The following is a 21,991-nucleotide window of genomic DNA, read 5'->3' on the forward strand; positions in this document are numbered from 1 at the left end:
GCCGTCGTCCGCTGTTTCTGACCCGAGGGCGCAGGTCAGGCCAGCTTCCGCCGGATCAGGGCCGATGCCTGGTCAACCACCACGATCGGGACGAGCACCACGATGATGTGGGTCAGCATCTGATCGAACTGGAACGATTTGATGGCCTGGTTGATGAGCAGGCCCACGGCGCCGGCGCCCACCAGTCCCAGGACCAGCGGGGACCCCGAACTGGCGGGGTACATGATGAAACTTTCGTCCCTCAGCTCCGCCACGCTCACGTGTTCCCGCCGGGACAACCGGTGCTGAGCAGAGACGACCAGCACCAGCGGCTTCCGGCCGACAGGCCGGGAGGAAATCCCCGGGGTCCGCGTCGGCGGCCGGAGGAAGGCCAGGCCTTGACGAGGCGGAGGAACTCCAGCCGCTGCCGGATGAAGCCGAGCCGGCGAACCCGACCGGGAGCCCGCGCAGCTGGCCGTCACCCCGAACCCCTTGACCCGGTCCGCCGCCCCATCCACGTACTTCAGGATCTGCGGGGACACTCATGCCCGGCTCCCAGCGTGATACTTCCCTACATCGAAATACAACCTTTGGTCGACCCAAGGCATAACCCCCATGTGATGCACGCCACTCCCTGCGACACGAAGACCGGACCTTGAATTGCCACGCCAATCGCATTCGGGGTTATTTCAGACCCCTATTGGAGGAAGCGGCATTGGTCCTCCCTGGTTTATCCACGGCAGCCGCGGCCGGTCCGGCACTGAGTCAAGAACTACTGCCTGGGCGTGTAGCGACGGCGATCCTTAGAGGCCGAGCTCTGCCTTGAGCGCTGCGACGTGGCCCTGGGCCTTGATCTGGTACTGGGTGAGCGTGACCTTGCCCTCGGCGTCGAGCACCACGGTGGAACGGACCAATCCGTCAACCACTTCGCCGTTCACGAGCTTTTCGCCCCACGCGCCGTAGGCCAGCGCCACGGCGTGGTCTTCGTCGGAGAGCAGCGGGAACGTCAGGGCGAAGTCGCCGGTGAAGGCTGCCAGCTTCTCCGGCGCGTCCGGGGAGATGCCCAGGACTTCGTAGCCGGAGGACTGCAGGCTGGCGAGGTTGTCGCGGAAGTCGCAGGCCTCCGTGGTGCAGCCGGGGGTGGCGGCTTCCGGGTAGAAGTACACAATGACGTTGCGTCCGTGGTAATCGGAGAGGGAGACCTTCTGGCCGTCGGCGTTGAGCAGTGCGAAATCGGGGGCCTGGGTTCCGGTGAGGAGTTTCTGGGTCATGTTTCGAATCCTTGACTTGTGGGCAACCGCCGTGGCCGGCGATCAATCTATGGGTGCAACGGGCTGCCTAGATGCAGTATTCCGCGGGTCCCCGGACCGTGCTGCCCGGTCCGGGCACGAACTGGTAGCCGCCACCACGCACCGTGGCAATGGCGTGGCGGGCCGATCCCAGCTTGCGCCGGACGCGGCCAACATACACGTCGATGGAGCGGAATGCCGCGCCGTGGCAGTCCAGGGACTCGAGGACGCGCTGCAGCTCTTCACGCTTAATCGGCCGCGACTGGTTCTCCACGAGGTACCGCAGGAGGCTGAATTCCATGAGGGTGAAGCTGACCGGGACGCCGTCCAGAAGGACGGTGTCCGCGGCCAGATCCACTGCCACGATGCTGCGCCGGCCGGCCAGGGATACTGGCGGGTTGAGCGCGGCGGTGCCGTTTCCGGCGTCGGACGCTGCGGTTCCAGAAACAGCCGTTCCGGGAACTTCAGTGCCGCCGTCGGAAGCGTCTGAATCCTCGACGCCGGACGTTCCGGTTCCGGCCGCGGTCCATAGGTGGAATCCGGCTTCCGGAGCAAGCCGGCGTGCACGTGCCAGGACCGCTTGGGCGGCCTCGGCCCAGACCGCCGGGTCGATGTCCTGGCCTTCACAAGGCTGGAGCCACACAGCCAGGCCGCGCGGCTGAAGCCCTGGCTGGAGGCCCGGCCAGGCGCCGGGATGGGCGCCCGGCCGGGAGCCGGAACGCGGCCGCGGGTACGGGGCGTGGACGTTGACGGCCATCGTGCTGCGCCTCAGACGCCGCCGCGGCGGATCAGCTTGCCGCTGGGCGTGCGGCCGTCGATCTCGCTGCCGCGAAGGAACGTTTTGCGGACGACGCCGGAGAGCGCCTTGCCGTCGTAGGGCGTGATGGGGTTTTTGTGCTTGAGCTTGGTGACGTCGACGACGAATGCGTCGTCCGGCGCGAAGATGGAGAAGTCCGCGTCGTAGCCGAGGGCGAGCTGGCCCTTGTTGTGCAGGCGGGCCAATGCGGCGGGCTTCTCAGCCATCCAGGACACCACCTGTTCCAGGGTGATGCCGCGGTGCCGGGCCTCGGTCCAGATCAGGGAGAGCCCCAGCTGCAGCGAGGAGACGCCGCCCCAGGCCACGGCGAAGTCGCCGTTTTCCAGGTCTTTCAGGTCCAGGGTGGACGGGGAGTGGTCCGAGACGATGCAGTCGATGGTGCCGTCCTGCAGGCCCTTCCAGAGCAGTTCGCGGTTGGACGCCTCACGGATCGGCGGGCAGCACTTGTAGGCGGTGGCGCCGTCGGGGATTTCCTCGGCCATCAGGGTGAGGTAGTGCGGGCACGTCTCCACGGTGAGGTGGACGCCGTCGCGCTTTGCACTCGCGATCATGGGCAGTGCGTCGGAGGACGAGAGATGCAGGATGTGGGCGCGGGCGCCGGTCCAGCGGGCGCGCTCGATGACCTCGGCAATTGCCTTGTTCTCGGCGCCGCGCGGACGGGAGGCCAGGAACGTTTCGTAGTGGTCGCCGCCGGGGTGCGGGGCGCGGTCGATGGCGTGGGAGTCCTCGGCGTGGACGATCATGAGGGAATCGAAGGACTTGAGCTCGGCCATGTCCTCCTCCATCTCGTCCGCTTCGAGGTGCGGGAACTCGTCCACACCGGAGTGCAGGAGGAAGCACTTGAAGCCGAACACACCCTCGTCGTGGAGGCCGCGGAGGTCCTTCTTGTTGCCCGGCACGGCGCCGCCCCAGAACCCGACGTCCACAAACGCCTGGTCCTCGGCCACCTCGCGCTTGAGCTTGAGGCCTTCCACCGTAGTGGTGGGCGGGATGGAGTTCAGCGGCATGTCGATGATGGTGGTGACACCGCCGGCTGCGGCTGCGCGGGTGGCGGAGGCGAAGCCCTCCCACTCGGTGCGGCCGGGCTCGTTGACGTGGACGTGCGTGTCCACGAGGCCGGGGATGAGGGTTTCGTCGTCGGCCAGGTCAATGACCTGGGTGCCGGTGAGGCCGTTGCCGAACGGTTCGATGGCGACGATCACGCCGCCGCGGATGCCTACTTCGCGGGCGGTGATGCCTGCGGTGGTGAGGATGCGCTGGCCGCGGATGACCAGGTCAAACGCGCCGGCCGCCGGGGTGGTTTCTTCAGACATGGACGTTCTCCTTTGTGTCGGTACGCGCTGCACTCGCAGGCAGGTGCACGCCGATGTGCTTACCTAATTCTTCAAGCAGGGGGCCTGCTTCGGCCATACATTTCTCTACATTGGACTCAAAATCCGTCAGGGCGTGAACCGCCGTGAATCCGGCTTCCGTGAGCTGTTCCGGGCTCAGCGTACTGCGGCCGCACACGGCAATCACAGGGATTCCGGCACGCGCCGCCGCGCGGGCCACACCCATGGGCGTCTTGCCGAGCAGGCTCTGTTCGTCCAGGCTGCCTTCGCCGGTGATCACCAGGTCCGCGCCGGCCAGCCGCTGCTCCAGTTCAGTGAATTCGAGTACGACGTCGATGCCCGGCCTGCGTGCCGCGGCCAGCGCCGCGATGGCAATGTAGCCGACGCCGCCGGCTGCTCCTGCGCCGGGTGCGACGGCGGCCCGCTCGGCGCGGATGCCGATCTCGCCGGCGAGGACCGAGACGAAGTTCGCCAGGGCGGCGTCGAGGGCGATGACGTCACTCGGGGTCGCGCCCTTCTGCGGTCCGAAGATCGCGGCGGCTCCGCTGGCTCCGAGCAGGGGATTGTCGACGTCGGATGCCAGGGTGAAGCGGGCGTCCTCCAGCCGGACGTCCAGGCCGGAGAAATCGATCCGGTCCAGGCGGGCCAGGGCGGCCCCGCCGCCCGGGAGTTCGTTGCCCTCTGCGTCCAGGAACACGGCCCCGAGGCCCTGCAGGACCCCGGCGCCGCCGTCGGTATTGGCACTCCCGCCGACGCCGAGGATGATCTGCCGGCAGCCCAGGTCCAGGGCAGCGCGGATGAGTTCGCCGGTGCCCAGGCTCGTGGCGGTGGTGGCTGTTCCGGAGTCCGGACCGCCGCCTTGGATGACAGAGGACAGCAGTGCGAGACCCGAAGCTGCGGCCATTTCGATCACGGCTTCCCGGCCGCGGACCGCGAAGTCGGCCCGGACCGGCTGGCCCGTGGGGCCGGTGACGGTGGTGGTACGGCGGGTGAAGCCGGAGCCGACGGCGGCGTCGAGGGTGCCCTCGCCGCCGTCGGCCACCGGAATGAGTGTGGCCTCAAGGTCCGCCACAGCTGACTGCAGTCCCGCGCTCAGGCGGCTGGCGACGTCGGGGGCGGACAGCGAGCCCTTGAACTTGTCCGGGGCGATGACCACGCGCATTCCGGTACCTCCTCTCAGTTTCTGTTCTAGTCCAGCAGGGCGATGATCGCGGTGGGGGCGTCCTCGCCGCGGGTGGCCAGGTCCTCGAACTCGTTCACGGCGTTGATTTCAACGCCCATGGAGATGTTGGTGACCTTTTCCAGGATCACTTCAACCACCACGGGAACCTTGAACTCGCCCATCAGGGCCTTGGCCTTGTCGAACGCGGCCGGCAGGTCTGCCGGGTTTTCCACCCGGATGGCCTTGCAGCCCAGGCCCTCGGCCACCTTGACGTGGTCCACGCCGTAGCCGTTGGTTTCCGGGGAGTTGATGTTCTCGAACGCCAGGGACACGTTCTGTTCCATCTCGAAGCCGCGCTGGGACTGGCGGATCAGGCCCAGGTACGAGTTGTTCACCACCACGTGGATGTACGGCAGGTTGAACTGCGCGCCCACGGCCAGCTCTTCGATCATGAACTGGAAGTCGTAGTCACCGGACAGGGCAACCACGGTCTCGTCCGGCTTGCCGCGGACTACGCCCAGGGCGGCCGGGGCGGTCCAGCCCAGGGGGCCTGCCTGGCCGGCGTTGATCCACTTGCGCGGGCCGAAAACGTGCAGCAGCTGTGCGCCGGCGATCTGCGACAGGCCGATGGTGGACACGTAGGTGGTGTCCTTGCCGAACGCCTTGTTCATCTCTTCGTACACACGCTGCGGCTTGATCGGCACGTTCTCGAAGTGCGTCTTGCGCTGCAGGGAGCCCTTGCGTGCGGTGCATTCGGAAACCCAGCCGGAGTAGTCCGGCAGGGACTTCGCTGCCTGGCGCTCGCGTGCCAGCTCAATCAGCCCGTCCAGCGCCGCACCGGCGTCGGACGCTATGCCCAGGTCCGGCGAGAACACGCGGCCGATCTGGGTGGGCTCGATGTCGATGTGCACGAACTTGCGGCCGGCCGTGTAGGTGTCCAGGCCGCCGGTGTGGCGGTTGGCCCAGCGGTTGCCGATGCCGATGACGAAGTCGGAGGCCAGCATGGTCTCGTTGCCGTAGCGGTGGCTGGTCTGCAGGCCCACCATGCCGGCCATCAGGACGTGGTCGTCCGGGATGGTGCCCCAGCCCATCAGGGTGGGGATAACCGGAACGTTCAGCAGTTCGGCCAGTTCCACCAGCCGGGCGGAGGCGCCGGCGTTGATGATGCCGCCACCGGCCACGATCAGCGGGCGCTCTGCTGCGGTCAGCATGTCCAGGGCCTTTTCCAGCTGCTTGCGGCTGGCCTTCGGCTTCTGGACAACGATGGGCTCGTACGCGTCGATGTCGAATTCGATCTCGGCCATCTGCACGTCGAACGGCAGGTCCAGCAGGACCGGGCCCGGACGGCCGGAGCGCATCAGCTGGAAAGCCTTCTGGAAGGCGCCGGGAACCTGGCCCGGCTCCATCACGGTCATGGACATCTTGGTGACGGGGGCGGCAATGGTCTGGATGTCCACGGCCTGGAAGTCTTCCTTGTGCAGCTTGGCCACGGGGGCCTGGCCGGTGATGCAGAGCATGGGGATGGAATCCGCCCAGGCCGCGTACAGGCCGGTGATCATGTCCGTGCCGGCAGGGCCCGAGGTGCCGATGCAGATGCCGATGTTTCCATCCTTGGCCCGGGAGTAGCCGTCCGCCATGTGGCTGGCGCCTTCAACGTGGCGGGCCAGCGTGTGGCGGACGCCGCCGTTCTTCCGCATTGCCGAGTAGAACGGGTTGATTGCCGCGCCTGGCAGGCCGAACGCCTCGATGGCGCCTTCCTTTACCAGGATTGCGACGGCAGCGTCAACGGTGCGCATCTTAGTCATTGTGTACTCCTTGAAAGTCTGTTGTGAAGTCTGTTGTGAAGCCTGTTGTGGGGTGTGCTGAAGTAGCCCGGCGAACCGTTGCGGGGCACTTTGGGGGAGCCGTCGTCGTAAATTACGACCGTGGCCGGCGTGTCCGTGTCGAAGTGCCCCAGTTTCGGGGCTGCTCCTACTTGCGGCCGCTGAGCTGCAGGACCTGCTTGAAGAGGCCGGAGTGGTCGAGGCCGCCGTCGCCCTGGTTGACGGTTGCGGCGACGAGCTGTGCGACGACGGCGCCGAGGGGGATGGCGACATTGGCTTCGCGGGCTGCGGAGGTGACGATGCCGAGGTCCTTGTGGTGGAGGGCAAGGCGGAAGCCGGGGTCGAAGTTGCGGTCGAGCATCTTCTGGCCCTTCTGGTCGAGGACCTTGGAGCCGGCCAGGCCGCCGCCGAGGACCTTGAGGGCTGCGTCGGTGTCCACGCCGTAGGCCTCAAGGAAGGCGATTGCTTCGCCGAGGACCTGGATGTTGACGGCTACGATCAGCTGGTTGGCTGCCTTGACGGTCTGGCCGGAGCCGGAGGGGCCGACATGGACGATGGTCTTGCCGACGGCGGTGAGGACCGGCTGGGCTGCCTCGAAGTCTTCCGCGGTGCCGCCCACCATGATGGAAAGAGCGGCGCTGATGGCGCCCTGTTCGCCGCCGGATACGGGGGCGTCGAGGGGGCGGATGCCGGCTTCTTTTGCATCGTCGGAGAGGCGCTTGGCGACATCCGGGCGGATGCTGCTGGCGTCGATCCAGAGGGTGCCCTTTTTCGCGTTGGCGAAGACGCCGTCCTTGCCGCTGACTACCCCTTCGACGTCGGGGGAGTCCGGCACCATGGTGATGACGACGTCGGCGTCCTTGACGGCGTCCGCGATGCTCGTGGCGCCCAGGCCGCCTTCGGAGACGAGCTTTTCGATCTTGTCCTGGCTGCGGTTGAAGCCGGTGACGGTGTGGCCGGCCTTGACCAGGTTGATGGCCATGGGGAGGCCCATGATTCCGAGTCCGATGACTGCAACGTTGCTCATTGTGGTTCCTTTACTAAAAGTCTGTTGGTGGTGGCCGGTGGCTGGGCCCACGCCTGCGGGGTTCCCTGGCCGAGCTTGCGAGGTTAGGGCGCGGGTGGGTGGGCCCACGCCTGCGGGGTTCCCTGGCCGAGCTTGCGAGGTTAGGGTGCGGGTGGGGACTACCGGGCGATGCGCTGGCGGATGGCCCAGCTGAACGCGGTTTCCGCCGGTTCCTTGTACTCGAGGCCGATGTAGCCGTCGTAGCCGAGTTCGCGGCTGCGGGCGATCCATTCGCCGAGCGGAAGCTCACCGGTTCCGGGAGCCCCGCGGCCGGGGTTGTCGGCAATCTGGATGTGGCCGAAGTCTATGGCGTGGTTTTCGATGACGGCGGCGACGTCGTCCCCGTTGACTGCCAGGTGGTAGAAGTCCGCGAGGAGCTTGATGTTCTCTGCGCCGGATTCTTCCTTGACGCGGGCGATCACCTTGAGGGCGTCCGCTGCCGTGAGGAGCGGGTACTTGGCGGCGCCGCTGACCGGTTCGAGGAGGACGGTGCCGCCGATGCCCGCGACGCCGGCAGCTGCCGCGGCGAGGTTTTCGGCGCCGATGGCGTCCTGCTTCTCGGCCGATTCGCCGTCAACACGGTTGCCGTAGAGGGCGTTGAAGGCCTTGCAGCCGAGACGCTCGCCGATGCCGACAACGACGTCGATGTTGTCCAGGAATTCGGTGGAGCGGGCGGGCCAGGAAACCAGGCCGCGGTCACCGCCCGGCATGTTGCCGGCGTTGAAGTTCAGGCCCGTGAGCTGGACGCCTGCATCCTTGATGGCGTTCTCAAACTCGGTGACCTGGGGGTCGGTGGGGACGGAGGTGTCGAAGGGCCACCAGAACTCGACGGCGTCAAAGCCGGCAGCCTTTGCGGCTGCGGGGCGCTCGAGCAGGGGAAGCTCCGTCAAGAGGATGGAGCAGTTCACTGTGTACGTCATCGTAGGTCCTTCCGAGGAGGGGCTTTGATCTATCTTCCTGATTGCTTCGCTCTTAGTGAGTTTCCGCTTTGTGGAATTTAGATTCTGCTTTATGAAAAGTTTAGGGAAAGTGGGGGCGGGAGTCAAGGGCCGGTCGGATGGGCGGGGAGGAATACCAAAGTGGCAAGCGGCGTGATGTGCCGGCAGGAAACTATCGCGGCAGCCCTTGGGTGTCCGTGATGCTGGGGCTCGAAGACGCCGGTGGGACTTGCCGCAGCTCAGAACGCCGCGCGGCCGCCGGGACGCGTCGAATCCCGTTTGGGCTCCTTGCGGTCCCGCCGCGCGTAGATGCGGGCCCTTTCGCTGGAGAGGGCGAGGATCAGCAGGATGTCCAGGGTGAGGCCGGGCAGGTTTGCCTCCAGTGTTGCCAAGGGGCCGCCGTTCACGACGTCGATCGCCTGGATGGTGATGGCTGCCGTGCTCAGGGCCATGGCGGTGACGCGGGCCCGGTTGCTGCCCAGGAAGACGAACCAGGCCAGCAGAAGTTCGCCGAGGGCAACGAGGCCCACGAAGCACAGTCCTGCGTAGAGGACGATCTCAGCTTGAGCCGCCGTCAGGCCCAGTCCGTCGTCGGATTGGATGCTGATGCCCTGCAGCAGATCGTCCGGGGACAGGAAACCGGACACCACTGCAACGATGGCGGCCACTGCCCGTGCACCCGCGAGAAGTGCCCCTACGATGGTGGGCGCCGGCCGCTTGTTTCGGCTGTCGCTGGGCGAATGTTGGGCCGGCCCCAGGGCCGCCGTGATCAGTCCAAGATCCACGATTGGAAGGTCGCCGTCGGTGGTGATGGTATCGCCTCCGCCGTTGCGGGTGTGGTAGCCGGTGGAGAAGTCGCGGAGCACCTCCACCTTCGCCGCGGGATCGGTCTTGAGGATGCTTGAGACGATGTGGTCGCGTTCAGTATCGGTGTTCGCGTCGATTTTGTGGGTGATCTGCAGGGTGAAGAGGGAGAAGCCAACGCTCCGGTCATAGGTCCCGGCAGCCAGCCAGTCCACCGCGTGCCCGCCCGGAAGCAGCCAGCCGGGATAGCAGCGCCAGAGCCGTACGTGGTGGCGCTTGCCCGGATTCCCGTCCACTTCCTGCTGGTACGCGAAGTCCTGCTGGCGCCCGAAAAGCATAAGCTGGCTCACCGGCGCCTCGTCGTAGCTGCGTCGCAGGATGGTGGATGTCACGATCCGCCAGCTGCTGGCGAGCGTCACGTCGTCGGCGATAGTCCATCCCGCCCGGCCCATCACGGAGTGGATCTGGGCTTCGGAGCCGAGCAAGGCCACATTGACCGGGTCGCCAAGCAGCCCGTCGCTGGTCCGGGCCCGGCCGATGAAATAGTCAGGGACGTAAATGCGGGTCAGGATGCGGTGCAGCCGGGGCAGCACCAGGTACGCGAGGAGGCCCCAGAAAACAAAGGCGAACCAGATCTGCGACCAGCCCCATTCGAAGCTGAGCCGCAACAGCAGGTACGACAACCACGCGGCCGAGACGCCGCCGACCAGGAAAAACAAACGGTCCCAGGCGGTATCCATCACCGCGCGCGAAACGCCGATTCCCGGGACGTTCAGCGCAGCTATCGGCATGGGCGACATCCTACTTGAGGCGAAGATGCCCAGACAGCGGCCGGCGCCGGCGCTGCTCCAGCCGGCAGACCACCACCGTCCGCGCCGCGTGATCATGCGGTCCGCGGCCTGTGACCATCACCATGACGATGTAGGCGATTGCCGCGGCAGTGGCGGCCTGCAGCCCCAGAAAGACCCATAGTGGCGGCGAAGCGTCATAGCCATGGAGGTAGAACGTCCACATCATCTGCCACACGAAGAAATGGGACACCTCCCACGGCAGCAGCTTCACCACGGTGCGCACCAGGATGCTCCGGCGGGCAGGAGCCTCGCCGTCGACGCCCACCACCGCCAGGCCCATCCGGCGCTTGCCCCAGGTTGCATGATGCGGGCCCGACTCGCAGCGATACAGATAGACACCCACCACGAAGGTCAGCAGAAAGAAATAGAGCACCTGGCTGCCGACGGGGCCAATCGTTCCCAGGGTGTCCGGCAGGGATCCCAGCACGAGATAGACCAGCCGTGAAAGAAACCCGAGGATTGCCATCCACGCGAGGATGACGGCGTAGTCGAGGAGCAAAGCGAGCAGCCGCCGCCTTGCACGCGCTGCTTGAGGTCCCCTGTTCCGGTCGCTGCCGAAGGCTCTGGAGAGCGTGTCACCAAATCACCCATATTCCTTGCCGCGTATTGAGGGGATTCTATCGCCGGCTGCCCGACGGATGTCCACGCGGGCTCCTGTGCACGTGGCTCGTTTTGTGAACGGTTCACTGCGCGTTAGCGGCGTACCTCAACTACGTCGCTCTTCTCCCCCGGGTCCAGTCGGACCAGTGTCCCCTGTCGTCCTTCACGCGGAATGAAACGAGATGGTAGACCTCTTCTGCACCCCTGCGGTCAAGGTTGCGCACGTGGTCAACACTGTGGATGGTCCGGGCGTCGTCGCGCCTATCGAATGTCTCGGTGAAGTGAGAGCTGCCGAGGAAGTCGTCGCTGCGCCGCGGGCCACGCTCGTCTTCGTAGCGGAGCTGGCGGATCTGGACTGTCTGTTCGCTGTAGCAATCTACTTTGATCTTGAAGTCGACCCTGTTGCCGCGAAGATCACGTGGATCCAGGGGGTCGACGGTACAGCCGTATCGGCTTGTTTCCGCCTGGGCCGGGGCAGCCATTGCCACGGAGCCCCCGAGCAGACCCAACGAGAGGGCCGGAAGCAGGGCGATCTTTGCCCGGGTTGAACGGGTTTTCATTGTTGGAGTGATGGACATTTTTTTGCTCCTATAGGGATACGATTCACCATTTTTGGGCAGCGTTAAGCCGTCGCGACTGAGCATGTCGCGATTGACGCGACTGAGCATGTCGCGATTGATCAGTGTGGCGGCCGCAGCCTGCCAGTCCCATTTTCAACAGCACGCCCCGACTGAGCGGGGGGCTTGACTCCGGATTCATTCTGAATTGTGGTGATCCGGTAGTTCCATCCTGCGCCTGCGCCTGCGTTTGGCCCGGGCGCTAGGACCACCGCTACCCTTTTTGCGGTTTTTCGAGAGTCATCCAATGCGTTCTCTCGCGTGATAACAGGCGTAAATCTGGTCACTCCAGCATCGCCAACGAACAGGCTGAGGTTCCGCCGGAGGTAGCGAACCGGGCGTGCTGAAGGGCTGGCGGGCATTGAAAAACGGGCGGCTCCTGGCAGGGCCGCCCGTTCGATTGATCGTATTAGTGCCGTTTGAAGGCGTGCCTGATCTTTTCGCCGGCTTGCTTGAGGTCGGCCCTAACTGCGCGGGCCTTGCCTTCGGCCCGCATGCGGTCGTTGCCGCTGACCTCACCGGCGGCCTTCTTTCCCTTGCCGTGCAGCCTCTCCGCGGCGTTGTGGATCCTGTCACCCAAACCCATTGCGGTCCTCCTTGTGGCGCGGCCCGTGCAGCTGATTGCTGTAACTGCCGCCACTTATATTGTAGAAACGAATGGCCCCCGCGGCGCCACGGATTTTGATGTAGTTCCGGTACCGGCCGGCAGCCGCGACTGGGCCTTAGCCCCGCGCTCGCCGGCGGGCCAGCGCCCGGATGCCTAGACCTGCCAGCGCGATGGCCAATGCCAGCAGCACTGTGGGCCCGGCCCCTCCGGCGGGTCCGAGGGTGGCCGTCAGGATCTGTCGGATCATTAGGGCCAATTCCTGTGGGTCCCGTTCCGGCACGCGGGTGCCCAGGACGTAATTGACGGAGATGAACACCGCCGGAACTACCCACAGCAGGGCCAGGTCCACCAGCCATACGACTGGGCGGCGGGCTGGCCGGAGACCGCACCACGCCAGTGCCACACCGACCAGCACGGCGGGCAGCCAGCGCAGCAGCGTCAATGCCGCGGACGGGACGTTGCCCGCTCCGGCCAGATTCCCCGCCCACTCGCCGACCCACGAGCCAATGGGCACGGCGACGAGTCCGATGCCCAGGGCTGTCAGGGCCCTGGATTTCGCCGCCAAGAGCAGGAGCGCCACCAGGCTTGCGACGATGGCTGCGATGACCCCTGCGAGCAGCCCGGCGAAATAGACCCCCGACGTCGTTCCGCCTGCCAAGCCGCCGGAGAGCACCGTGAACGCCTGAACCGCCGCAGTGGCCTGCACCGCGAGAACACCGGCCGCCGCACACCACGTAGCCAGCCGCCGTCGGGCAGGGGACCAGAGCCGCACTGCCAAGCCGGCGGCCGCCCCGCCCACAGTCATCAGGGCCACCAGCGTGGTGAGTTTGTATTGGCTCAACGGCAGGAGCGACAGGGGCATCTGCTGCGGCAGCGCCTCCGTGCCCCAAAGGTTCTGCAGTGGAAGCTGCGCGCCGGTGGCCAGCCACGGGGCCAGCCCAAGGAGGCCTCCCAGAAGCCCGATCATCACGGCGAGGGCTACGTCCCTGCCGAGGGTGCGGGGTGGCTTTTCGGCGCCGGAGGCACGCAGCGGCGGCTGGTGGTGGTTGAGGTGGCTCACGGAAATCCTTCGGTGTCAGCGGTCAGGGTTGGGCCACGTCTGGGTCGAGTGAACGTGGATCACCCTGAATAATACGCCGAATGGATTAATTGCCGCAGGCCGGCACCGCCCCGCACCGTCCGCCACCGTCAGATGGTCCGCGGCGCCTTGGCCAGGTTCTCGCTGAGTTCAGCAGCGTTCTGCCGCATGACATACGCCGGACGGTCCCGCTCGGCGCGCCAGCTCTCGGAGAGCGGGCCGATGTTCACGGCGTCGAAGCCGAACTCGTCATACAGCTTCGTCACGAGCTCGCTGGCTTCGGGGTAGTCGCTGGCGGTGGCCAAAGCGCGGCGGTTCGGCGTGCCGGCAGGGGTGCCGTCCGTGGTGATCTCGCTGTACCTGATGTGGTTGAAGGCTTTAGCCACCTTGGAGGTGGGCAGGTGTTCCTGCACCAGCCCGGAAGTGGTGGCCTCACCGGCGTCGAGGACCGGAACGTGGCCGTCGCGCTCCCAATAGTAGTTACCGGTATCGATCACGATCTTCCCCGCCAGCGGCTCCACCGGGACGCTTCCGAGGCTCCTGAACGGGACGGTCACGACGGCGAAATCGCCCGCCGCTGCCGCTTCGGCCGGCGTCGCGGCCCGGGCGCGGGGTCCCAGTTCCGCCGCGAGTGCGGCCAGCGTTTCCGGGCCGCGGGAATTGCTGATCACTACGTCGTAGCCGAGTTCGACCGCTTTGCGGGCAACCTGGCTGCCAATGTGTCCTGCTCCGATGATGCCAATAGTTGTCATATCCGGGGTAACACCGGCGCTCGTGGGGATATTTCGTACGTTATCTAAGGCCCACCCACACGGGCGATAGCCTGAACGTTGAACCTAGCCCCACCCCGGAATGAGGATTTCCCCAATGATCACACGCACGGACGTCGACGAAGCCGCTGCCCGGATTGCCGGGAGGATCCGCGTCACGCCCGTGCTGGAGGCAGATCGCGGCCCGTTCCCCGGCGAGGTGTGGCTCAAGTGTGAGTTCATGCAGCACACCGGAACGTTCAAGGCCCGGGGCGCGTTCAACCGGGTCCTGGCCTGCCGGGAGCGCGGCGAACTGAAGGACGACGTGGGCATTGTGGTGGCCTCCGGCGGCAACGCCGGCCTCGCCAACGCCTACGCCGCCGCGGAAGTCGGCGTCCCGGCCACCGTGTTTGTGCCCGAGACGGCCCCGGCCGTGAAGGTCAAGAAGCTCTGGGCCATCGGCGCCAACGTGGTCCAGCGCGGCGCCGAATACTCGGAGGCGTACGACGCCGCCATGGCTTACGCCGCCGAGACGGGCGCGGTCTACTGCCATGCCTACGACCAGCCCGAGATCGCAGCCGGCGCCGGCACCATCGGAACCGAACTGCTGGAGCAGCTGGGCGAAGTGGACACCGTGGTGGTGGCCGTGGGCGGCGGCGGGCTCATGGCGGGTGTCGCGGCGGCCGTGGAAGGCCGGGCCAAAGTGGTGGGCGTCGAGTCCGAAACCACGCCCACCCTGCACGCCGCGCTCGCGGCCGGGACCCCCGTGGATGTGGCCGTCTCCGGGATCGCCGCCGACTCCCTGGGGGCCCGGCAGATCGGCCGGATCGGCTTCGAAGTGGCCGTCCGTACCGGGGTCCGCGCCGTGCTGGTCACCGACGAGGACATCGTGGCAGCCCGCACCCTGCTGTGGGAGCAGTACCGTATCATCGTGGAGCACGGCGCGGCCACGGCCTTCGCCGCCCTGCTCTCCGGCGCCTATGTTCCGGCGGACGGGGAACGCGTGGCCGTGATCCTCTGCGGCGCCAACACGGACCCCGCCACGGTCTGACCCCGGCATTGCTCCCGGAACCGGCGCGTGCCCTGCGGCGACTTTACTGATCGACCACAACGACGTCCCTTCCGTTGAGCGGCTGGACCGGCCGGCTGTTGCCCGCGTGCGCCGCACTCAGTATGGCGAGCTGTCCGGCTCCGAGCTCAACGGGGGTCTCGAGGAGCAGCCAGCGCACGCCTTCCGAGCAGGGCGGAGTGGTCAGGCTGCCGTCGTACGCGAAATGGTCCAGCGACGCCCGGAACAGTGCCGGGAAGTCTACGACGCCGGCCGCCACCTTCTGCCCGCCGGCTGCGGCAGGCACGCCGTCCGTGAACGGCGCCCACGCCGCATTGGCGGCCCCCGCCGTGGCGAGGATGCCGACGACGGCCAGCCCGCCGTCGTCGGCCTGGTGGACGAAATGGAACTCGGTCTCGTGCCGGACGCCGTCCAGCGTGTGCTCGGACGGGGCATGGAAGTGCATCTGCTTGAAGGCGTACTGCCTGCCGCCAACCGTGATGCCCTGGGCCGTGAGGGCGCGCAGTTCGGTGGTGTGGCCGTTGTCCGTCATCTCGCACTCCGAGGCAGAATAGGCCAGGGTGAGCGGCTCCGGGGAACGGCCCGAACCGCCGCCGACGTCGATGGGGGACTGGGCGGTGCCGGAAGAGCAGGAGCCGAAATCGGAGCTCAAGGTGCCCCAGTGTTCGGGGCCCGCGGCGCCGTCGTGGGACCAAGCGTGGGGAGCTGCGGAGGCGGCCGGCGAGGGTGCCACGGCCCCGGCGGCGGGCTTGCTGCAGCCGGTGACGAGTGCCAGCAGCCCCAGGCCGGATCCAACGATCAAACACTTCCTGGTGATTATTGTGGCGCTGCGCATTTCCATCCTTCGGGTCGTGTCAGGTCCGCACCGGAGAGCCCGGGCCGGACCTACGACGACTACCACGGGTGCCGGTGGCAGGTCTTGTCACAGAGGCTCACCGCAACGCGAAATCGCCGGAACCGTATCCGGGGCGCCGCAAATTTGCAGCGATCCGGCACAGTTCCGGCGATTTCGGCGGCCAGCCGGTAAAGCGGCAGCCTAGGTGAGGCGGATCTGCCGGTTGACGTCCTTGTAGAGCAGGTAGCGGAACTGGCCCGGCCCGCCGGCGTAGCAGGCCTGCGGGCAGAAGGCGCGCAGCCACATGAAGTCGCCGGCCTCCACCTCCACCCAGTCGTTGTTGAGCAGGTACATGCCCTTGCCCTCCAGGACGTACAGGCCGTGTTCCATAACGTGGGTCTCCGGGAACGGGATCACACCGCCCGGCTGGAACGTCACGATGTTCACGTGCATGTCGTGGGCCAGGTCGTTGGGGTCCGCGAAACGGGTGGTCTTCCAGACGCCCTCGGTGTCAGGCATCGCGCCCGCTTCAACTTCCGCGTCACTGGTGACGAAGGACTTTGCCTCGTAACCCTCTAGCCGCTCGTAGGCCTTGCGGATCCATTGGAAGGAGACGATGTCGTCGGAGACGTTCTCCAGGCCCCAGGTGGCACCGGCGGCCAAGTAGGCGTAGCCGCCTTCCTCAAGCCCGTGCAGTTCGCCGTCGAGCGTCAGGTTGGCCTTGCCCTTGGTGACAAAGACAACGCCCTCAACACCGGGCTCAAACTCGGCCTTCGGGGCGCCGCCGCCGGGGCCGATCTCCACGATCAGCTGCGAGAACGTGGTGGCAAACCCGGAGATCGGGCGGGCCAGGATCCAGGAGCGGGTGTTGGAGAAACCCGGCAGGGTGCTGGTCACGATGTCGGTCATAACGCCCTTGGGGATGACCGTGTAGGCCTCCGTGACGATTGCCCGCTCCGTGGTGAGGTGCGTCTGCGGCGGCAGGCCGCCTTGCGGGTAGTAGTACTTGCCCATCATTGGATCCTTACTTCGAAGTGGAGTGCGCCAGCCGCGGGTGCGCCAGTGCGGTCAGCTGGGAAAGTTCGACGCCGGCAAGCGCCTGGACCTCTTCGGTCCCGACCGCGCCGCACTGGACGCCGCGCAGGACGAAAGCGGCCAGGGCCCGGGCGGTGGCGGGTTCATCCATGACCCCGCCTTCGGTGCGGTCTGCATTGCCTCGTTCCACGTAGGTGCGCAGGCGTGCCGCTGCGGCCGGGAGGCCCTCACGGTAGAACGCATACGTGGCGGCGAAACGGCTGGGCAGCTGGGCGGCGTGCAGGTCCCAGCCCTGGTAGTAGCCACGTTCCAGCGAGCGGCGGACCAAACGGCCGTGCAGCTTCCAGGCATCCTCGACGGCGTCGCCCACCGGGATGATGTTGGTGGAACCGTCGGAGAGCCGGATGCCCGTTCCGGCGACAGCCAGCTGCATGACTTCCTTGGCGAAGTCCGCCACCGGGTGCTCCATCGACTGGTACTCGGCCGAGATCTGCAGCGAGGCGGAGTAGTCGTAGGTGCCGTAGTGCAGGGCGCTGATGCGTCCCGGGACCACGTGCGGCAACTGCGCCACAGGGGAGGTGCCTTCCGGTCCGAGGATCAGCTGCGGCGTTTCCACCTGCACCTCGAAGCGGAGCCGGCCGGCGGGAAGCCCGTGGACTTCCTCCAGCCGGGACACGGCGAAGTCCATCGCCTGGACCTGGGCCACGGTGGTGACCTTGGGCAGGGTCAGAATGAGGCCGGCAGGCAGTTCGCCGGCCTGCGCGAGCGTGGAGACAAACAGGTCAAGTGTCTTCAGGCCGCGGGCCCGGGTGGGCGCCTCGAAGCACTTGAAGCGGATGCCGATGAACGGCGGGGCGGTGCCGGCGGCAACTGCTTCGCTGACAGCCCGGGCCGCCGCGACCGCTGCCACGTCCTCCGCTTCGTCGCCGCGGTCGCCGAAGCCATCCTCGAAGTCCAGGCGCAGGTCCTCGATCGGTTCCGTCCGCAGCTTGGCGGCGACCCGTGCGGCGACGGCGGCAGCGAGCTCCGGCTCCTGGCCCAGCAGCGCGCCGAGCTGCTCGAGCCCGCCGTGCGCCTCCGCCGTCGTGAGCGCCTGGGCGCCCCATTCGGCAGCGAACGACGGTGTGAAACGGTCCGCCGGCACGTACACGGTGTGCACGGGCTGGCGGGTGCCGTCGTCGCCGGGGTAATTGCGTTCCAGCAGTTGGTCAGTGGCCGCCAGCTGTGTGTCGATCGCGGCGAGGTGCGTTGCGGAGAGCGACGGCGTGGGGGAGACCGCCATGCCTCAGCCCACCAGTTCGTAGGCCGGAGTGGTGAGGAAGTCCGTGTAGTCCTCGGACAGGCAGATCTCAGCGATCAGCGTGCTGGCCGGCTGGTAGTACAGGCGGAAGGCCTCGTCGCCGAATTCGGTCCGGAGCCGTTCCGTTTCCTCGCCCAGGATCTTTTCGACTAGTTCGCGGGTGACGGTGTTTCCGGTGTCGGCGAGGACGGACTTGTTGCGGATCTGCTGCCATACCTGCGAGCGGGAGATCTCGGCGGTGGCGGCGTCCTCCATGAGGTTGTGGATGGCCACGGCGCCGTTGCCGGAGAGCCAGACGGCGGTATAGGCGACGGCGACATACAGGTTCAGGCGCAGCCCGCCTTCGGTGACCTGGCCGTCAGCCGAGGCGATGTCCAGCAGCTGGTCCGCCGTGACCGATACTTCGGGGCGCTGCTTGTCCAGCTGATTGGGGCGCTCGCCGAGCGTGGCGTCGAACACCTCTCGGCAAGTGGGGACCAGGTCAGGATGGGCCACCCAGGAGCCGTCGAACCCGTCGTTGGCTTCGCGGGTCTTGTCCGCGCGAACCTTGGCGAAGGCGGCCTCGGTGACCTCGGGGTGTTGGCGGTTGGGGATGACGGCGGCCATCCCGCCCATGGCGAAGGCGCCGCGCTTGTGGCAGGTCTTGACGAGCAGCTCGGTGTAGGCGCGCATGAACGGAGCTGTCATGACCACGGTGGCGCGGTCCGGGAGCACAAACTCCTCTCCGGCGTCGCGGAAGTACTTGATGATGCTGAACAGGTAGTCCCAGCGGCCTGCGTTCAGGCCCGACGCGTGGTCGCGCAGCTCGTACAGGATTTCGTCCATCTCGAACGCGGCCGGGATGGTCTCGATCAGAACCGTGGCGCGGACACTGCCCTGCGGGATGCCGATGAAGTCCTGCGCATAGACGAACACCTCGTTCCAGAGGCGCGCCTCAAGGTGCGATTCCATCTTGGGCAGGTAGTAGTACGGGCCGTGGCCGTTGAGCAGCAGCTGCTTGGCGGTGTGGAAGAAGTGCAGGCCGAAGTCCACCAGCGCACCCACGGTGGGGGCGCCGTCGATCAGCAGGTGGCGCTCCTCCATGTGCCAGCCACGCGGACGGGCCACCACAACAGCCCGCGGCGCGTCGGTGCGGAGCGTGTATTCCTTGCCTTCGGGCGAGGTAAAGGCCAAGGTGCCGGTTGCGGCGTCGCGCAGGTTGAGGATGGCATCGATGACGTTGGGCCACGTGGGCGTGCTGGCATCCTCGAGGTCCGCCAGCCACACCTTGGCGCCGGAGTTCAGGGCGTTGATCGCCATCTTGGCAGGGGTGGCCGGGCCGGTCATCTCCACGCGGCGGTCCTGCAGCGCGGCGGGCGCCTCTGCGACCTTCCAGTCGCCGTCGCGGATCTCCCGGGTCTCCAGGAGGAAGTCCAGGCGGCTGGTGCGGGCGACGCCGTCGCGCTTGACCTGGCGGGCCTCGAGCAGCTCGTTGCGCGTTCCGGCGAAGCGCTTGTGCAGTTCCTCGACGAAGGCCAGGGCTTTGGGGGTGAGGATCTCTTCGGCGCGGTCCACCGGCTGGTGGTCAGTCACAGTAATAGCCATGTTCGTAAGTCCTTCTTCTAGAGAGCGCGGGCGGCGTGCGCTGCGCCTGCCACTGCGGCAGCCACATCGGCGGCGACATGAGGATCGAAGACGCTGGGGATAATGTAACTGGCATTGAGCTCGTCGTCAGCTACCCGGTTGGAAATCGCGTCGGCGGCGGCCACCAGCATCTCGGGCGTGATGTCCGATGCCCCGGCGTCCAGCAGCCCCCGGAAGAAGCCCGGGAAGGCCAGCACGTTGTTGATCTGGTTAGGGAAATCGCTGCGGCCCGTGGCCACCACGGCGGCGTGCCTGGACGCGATGACAGGGTCGATTTCCGGCGTCGGGTTGGCCATGGCGAAGACGATCGCCTTCTCGGCCATGGCGGCAACCTGCTCTTCGCCGATCACGTGCGGGGCGCTGACACCGATGAAGACGTCGGCACCGGCCATGGCGTCGTGCAGTGTGCCGGAGAAGCCTTCCTCGTTGGTGTTCGCGGCAATCCAGGCGCGGTGCTCGTCGTCGTACTGCTTGCCCGAGTGGATGGCTCCGGAGCGGCCGGCGGCAACGATGTGCTGCGCACCCTGGGCCTTAAGGAGCTGGATGATGGCCGAGCCTGCAGCGCCGACGCCGGAGACAACAATGCGGACCTCGGAGAGCTTTTTGTCCACCACGCGCAGCGCGTTGTGGAGGGCGGCCAGGGTCACGATGGCGGTGCCGTGCTGGTCGTCGTGGAACACGGGGATGTCGAGCTCATCGCGCAGGCGCTTCTCAATTTCAAAGCAGCGCGGCGCTGCGATGTCCTCCAGGTTGATGCCGCCGTAGACGGGGGCCATGGCCTTGGCAATCATGATGATTTCCTCGGTGTCCTGGGTGTCCAGGCAGACCGGCCAGGCGTCAACGTTGGCGAACTGCTTGAACAAGGCTGCCTTGCCTTCCATGACGGGCAGGGCCGCGGCCGGGCCAATGTTGCCCAGGCCCAGCACGGCGGAGCCGTCGGTGAGGACGGCGATCGTGTTGCGCTTAACGGTCAGGTTGCGGGCCGCTGACGGGTCCTCGGCGATGGCGAGGCAGACGCGGGCGACGCCGGGCGTGTAGGCACGGGAGAGGTCGTCACGGTTGCGCAGGGCTACCTTGGGTACCACCTCGAGCTTGCCGCCGAGGTGCATAAGAAAGGTGCGGTCCGAGACGTGCTGGACCGTGACGCCGTCGAGCGCGTTCAGGGCGTCCTTGACGCGGGCCGCGTGGTCGTCGTCGGTGGTGTTGCAGGTGACGTCCACAACCAGGGTGTCGTGGTGGGATTCCGTGACATCAAGCGCCGTGATGGCTGCGCCGGCTGCGCCCACGGCTGCAGCGAGTTCACTCGTGGCGGTAAAGCTCGACGGCGCGGCGACGCGCAGGGTGATCGAATTTCCGGGGCTCGGGTTCGCCATTGAATTTCCTCCTCGTACAGGCCCAGTCCGGGCCACGCTCAAACCGAATGTTTTCGTATTATGGATATTATTATCTGCGAAGTGGAAATGCAACCCCCCTGCGGTCATGTTTGGGGGCATCGCCTAGGGCGTTGTTGTGCTGTATGTTGAGAGTTCTAAGCAACTCTTTTCACGATGTGGATAAGAGTTGTCGGAATCCGAGCCACTAGGAGACAACGGAATGGCTGAAAAAGCCTCCGGAGGCGTGCAGTCCGTCGAGCGCGTCTTCGAACTGCTGGAACTCATCACGGACGCCGGCGGAGACGTGACGCTCAGCGAGCTCTCCGCATCAACGGACCTGCCCCTGCCCACCATTCACCGCCTGCTGCGCACCTTGGTCTCGCTTGGCTACATCCGCCAACTGCCCAACCGCCGCTACGCGCTGGGCCCCCGGCTGATCCGGCTTGGCGAAGGCGCCAGCAAGCAGCTCGGAGCCGTGGCCCGCCCGCAACTGAAGAACCTCGTGGAGCTCCTCGGCGAAACCTCCAACATGGCCGTGCTGGATTCGGACATGGTCATCTACGTGGCCCAGGTGCCCTCCCTGCACTCCATGCGCATGTTCACCGAAGTGGGCCGCCGCGCCCACACGCACGACACCGGCGTCGGCAAGGCGATCCTGGCCCAGCTGGACGACGAGGTGGTGCGCGGCATCGTGTCCCGCACCGGCATGCCCACCCCCACGGCCAAGAGCATCGGCGACATTGATGCCCTCCTTGCCGATCTCAAGCTGATCCGTGAGCGCGGCTACTCCATCGACGAGGAAGAGCAGGAGCTCGGCGTGCGCTGCTTCGCCATGGCCGTGCCCAACGCGCCCACGCCTTCCGCCATCTCAGTGTCCGGACCGATCACCCGCGTGGACCAAGGCTTCGCCGACCGTGCCGTGCCGCTGCTGCGCAAGGCCGCGATGGCGATCTCCGCGGAGCTTAACCAGAACTGACGCTTCCAACCGTCGCCCTTCCTACCCAGAACAGCGCGAACTGGCAGGTAATGCCCTCAAATTCCCACA

The 21,991-nt window shown here is 66.6% G+C and carries 20 protein-coding genes and 1 pseudogene; 2 read left to right on the forward strand and 19 right to left on the reverse strand.

The features are described from left to right. Nucleotides 1–35: 35 nt before the first annotated feature. The 14 genes and pseudogenes from AC50YA_RS13595 to AC50YA_RS13660 form a co-directional block, all read right to left on the reverse strand. Nucleotides 36–521: a LysR substrate-binding domain-containing protein gene (locus tag AC50YA_RS13595; RefSeq protein WP_494982798.1), complete on the reverse strand. Its 486-nt coding sequence runs from the start codon at nucleotides 519–521 to the stop codon at nucleotides 36–38. A gap of 261 nt (nucleotides 522–782) precedes the next feature. After that, a complete protein-coding gene (gene bcp / locus AC50YA_RS13600) occupies nucleotides 783–1,250 on the reverse strand; it encodes a thioredoxin-dependent thiol peroxidase (protein WP_494982799.1) in 468 nt (155 codons plus the stop codon). A 67-nt stretch (nucleotides 1,251–1,317) separates the two neighbouring features. Further along, nucleotides 1,318–2,025, reverse strand: a complete 708-nt coding sequence (locus AC50YA_RS13605) for a winged helix-turn-helix domain-containing protein (protein ID WP_494982800.1) — start codon at nucleotides 2,023–2,025, stop codon at nucleotides 1,318–1,320. 11 nt (nucleotides 2,026–2,036) lie between these two features. Continuing rightward, nucleotides 2,037–3,398 carry an allantoinase AllB gene (gene allB, locus AC50YA_RS13610; protein ID WP_494982801.1) on the reverse strand — a complete coding sequence of 454 codons (1,362 nt, stop codon included), beginning with the start codon at nucleotides 3,396–3,398 and terminating at the stop codon, nucleotides 2,037–2,039. Continuing rightward, nucleotides 3,391–4,578, reverse strand: a complete 1,188-nt coding sequence (locus AC50YA_RS13615) for a glycerate kinase (RefSeq protein ID WP_494982802.1) — start codon at nucleotides 4,576–4,578, stop codon at nucleotides 3,391–3,393. The genes allB and AC50YA_RS13615 overlap by 8 nt, the downstream gene beginning before the upstream one ends. Before the next feature lie 26 nt (nucleotides 4,579–4,604). After that, nucleotides 4,605–6,383 (reverse strand): glyoxylate carboligase, encoded by a 1,779-nt coding sequence (gene gcl, locus AC50YA_RS13620; RefSeq protein ID WP_494982803.1) that lies wholly within the window; start codon nucleotides 6,381–6,383, stop codon nucleotides 4,605–4,607. A gap of 166 nt (nucleotides 6,384–6,549) precedes the next feature. Further along, nucleotides 6,550–7,698, reverse strand: coding sequence for a 2-hydroxy-3-oxopropionate reductase (locus AC50YA_RS13625; RefSeq protein WP_494982804.1), 1,149 nt, complete (start codon nucleotides 7,696–7,698; stop codon nucleotides 6,550–6,552). Beyond that, a complete protein-coding gene (locus tag AC50YA_RS13630; protein ID WP_494982805.1) occupies nucleotides 7,587–8,387 on the reverse strand; it encodes a hydroxypyruvate isomerase family protein in 801 nt (266 codons plus the stop codon). The genes AC50YA_RS13625 and AC50YA_RS13630 overlap by 112 nt, the downstream gene beginning before the upstream one ends. 257 nt (nucleotides 8,388–8,644) lie before the next feature. After that, the gene (locus AC50YA_RS13635; protein ID WP_494982806.1) at nucleotides 8,645–10,000 is read right to left on the reverse strand and encodes an LssY C-terminal domain-containing protein; all 1,356 of its coding nucleotides are present in this window, start codon (nucleotides 9,998–10,000) and stop codon (nucleotides 8,645–8,647) included. Between the two features lie 10 nt (nucleotides 10,001–10,010). Next, a pseudogene (locus AC50YA_RS13640) lies at nucleotides 10,011–10,574 on the reverse strand (RDD family protein); the annotation flags it as partial. Between the two features lie 196 nt (nucleotides 10,575–10,770). After that, nucleotides 10,771–11,238, reverse strand: coding sequence for a hypothetical protein (locus AC50YA_RS13645; protein ID WP_494982807.1), 468 nt, complete (start codon nucleotides 11,236–11,238; stop codon nucleotides 10,771–10,773). Nucleotides 11,239–11,686: 448 nt separating this feature from the next. Further along, nucleotides 11,687–11,863: a CsbD family protein gene (locus AC50YA_RS13650; RefSeq protein WP_056340807.1), complete on the reverse strand. Its 177-nt coding sequence runs from the start codon at nucleotides 11,861–11,863 to the stop codon at nucleotides 11,687–11,689. 136 nt (nucleotides 11,864–11,999) lie between these two features. Further along, nucleotides 12,000–12,944 carry a hypothetical protein gene (locus tag AC50YA_RS13655; RefSeq protein WP_494982808.1) on the reverse strand — a complete coding sequence of 315 codons (945 nt, stop codon included), beginning with the start codon at nucleotides 12,942–12,944 and terminating at the stop codon, nucleotides 12,000–12,002. A 128-nt stretch (nucleotides 12,945–13,072) separates the two neighbouring features. Continuing rightward, on the reverse strand, nucleotides 13,073–13,714 hold the full coding sequence (locus AC50YA_RS13660; RefSeq protein WP_494982809.1) for an NADPH-dependent F420 reductase: 642 nt from the start codon (nucleotides 13,712–13,714) through the stop codon (nucleotides 13,073–13,075). A gap of 115 nt (nucleotides 13,715–13,829) precedes the next feature. Between AC50YA_RS13660 and AC50YA_RS13665 the strand changes: the two genes are divergently transcribed. Then, a complete protein-coding gene (locus AC50YA_RS13665) occupies nucleotides 13,830–14,762 on the forward strand; it encodes a threonine/serine dehydratase (protein WP_494982810.1) in 933 nt (310 codons plus the stop codon). A 43-nt stretch (nucleotides 14,763–14,805) separates the two neighbouring features. Here the strand turns inward: AC50YA_RS13665 and AC50YA_RS13670 are convergent, their stop codons facing one another. The 5 genes from AC50YA_RS13670 to AC50YA_RS13690 all read right to left on the reverse strand — a co-directional run bounded on the left by AC50YA_RS13670 (nucleotide 14,806) and on the right by AC50YA_RS13690 (nucleotide 20,946). After that, a complete protein-coding gene (locus AC50YA_RS13670; RefSeq protein WP_494982811.1) occupies nucleotides 14,806–15,582 on the reverse strand; it encodes a carbonic anhydrase in 777 nt (258 codons plus the stop codon). Nucleotides 15,583–15,816: 234 nt separating this feature from the next. Then, nucleotides 15,817–16,629 (reverse strand): bifunctional allantoicase/(S)-ureidoglycine aminohydrolase, encoded by an 813-nt coding sequence (locus tag AC50YA_RS13675; protein ID WP_494982812.1) that lies wholly within the window; start codon nucleotides 16,627–16,629, stop codon nucleotides 15,817–15,819. Nucleotides 16,630–16,639: 10 nt separating this feature from the next. Continuing rightward, nucleotides 16,640–17,932: a DUF6986 family protein gene (locus AC50YA_RS13680; protein WP_494982813.1), complete on the reverse strand. Its 1,293-nt coding sequence runs from the start codon at nucleotides 17,930–17,932 to the stop codon at nucleotides 16,640–16,642. 3 nt (nucleotides 17,933–17,935) lie between these two features. Further along, nucleotides 17,936–19,534 (reverse strand): malate synthase A, encoded by a 1,599-nt coding sequence (gene aceB, locus AC50YA_RS13685; protein WP_494982814.1) that lies wholly within the window; start codon nucleotides 19,532–19,534, stop codon nucleotides 17,936–17,938. Between the two features lie 17 nt (nucleotides 19,535–19,551). Next, entirely contained in the window at nucleotides 19,552–20,946 is a 1,395-nt protein-coding gene (locus AC50YA_RS13690) for an NAD-dependent malic enzyme (RefSeq protein WP_494982815.1), read from the reverse strand. A gap of 220 nt (nucleotides 20,947–21,166) precedes the next feature. Here AC50YA_RS13690 and AC50YA_RS13695 point away from each other — a divergent pair, with 220 nt between their 5' ends. After that, nucleotides 21,167–21,922 (forward strand): IclR family transcriptional regulator, encoded by a 756-nt coding sequence (locus AC50YA_RS13695; RefSeq protein ID WP_494982816.1) that lies wholly within the window; start codon nucleotides 21,167–21,169, stop codon nucleotides 21,920–21,922. The last annotated feature ends 69 nt before the right edge of the window (nucleotides 21,923–21,991 follow it).

The organism is Pseudarthrobacter sp. RHLT3-21 (genome assembly GCF_059383495.1).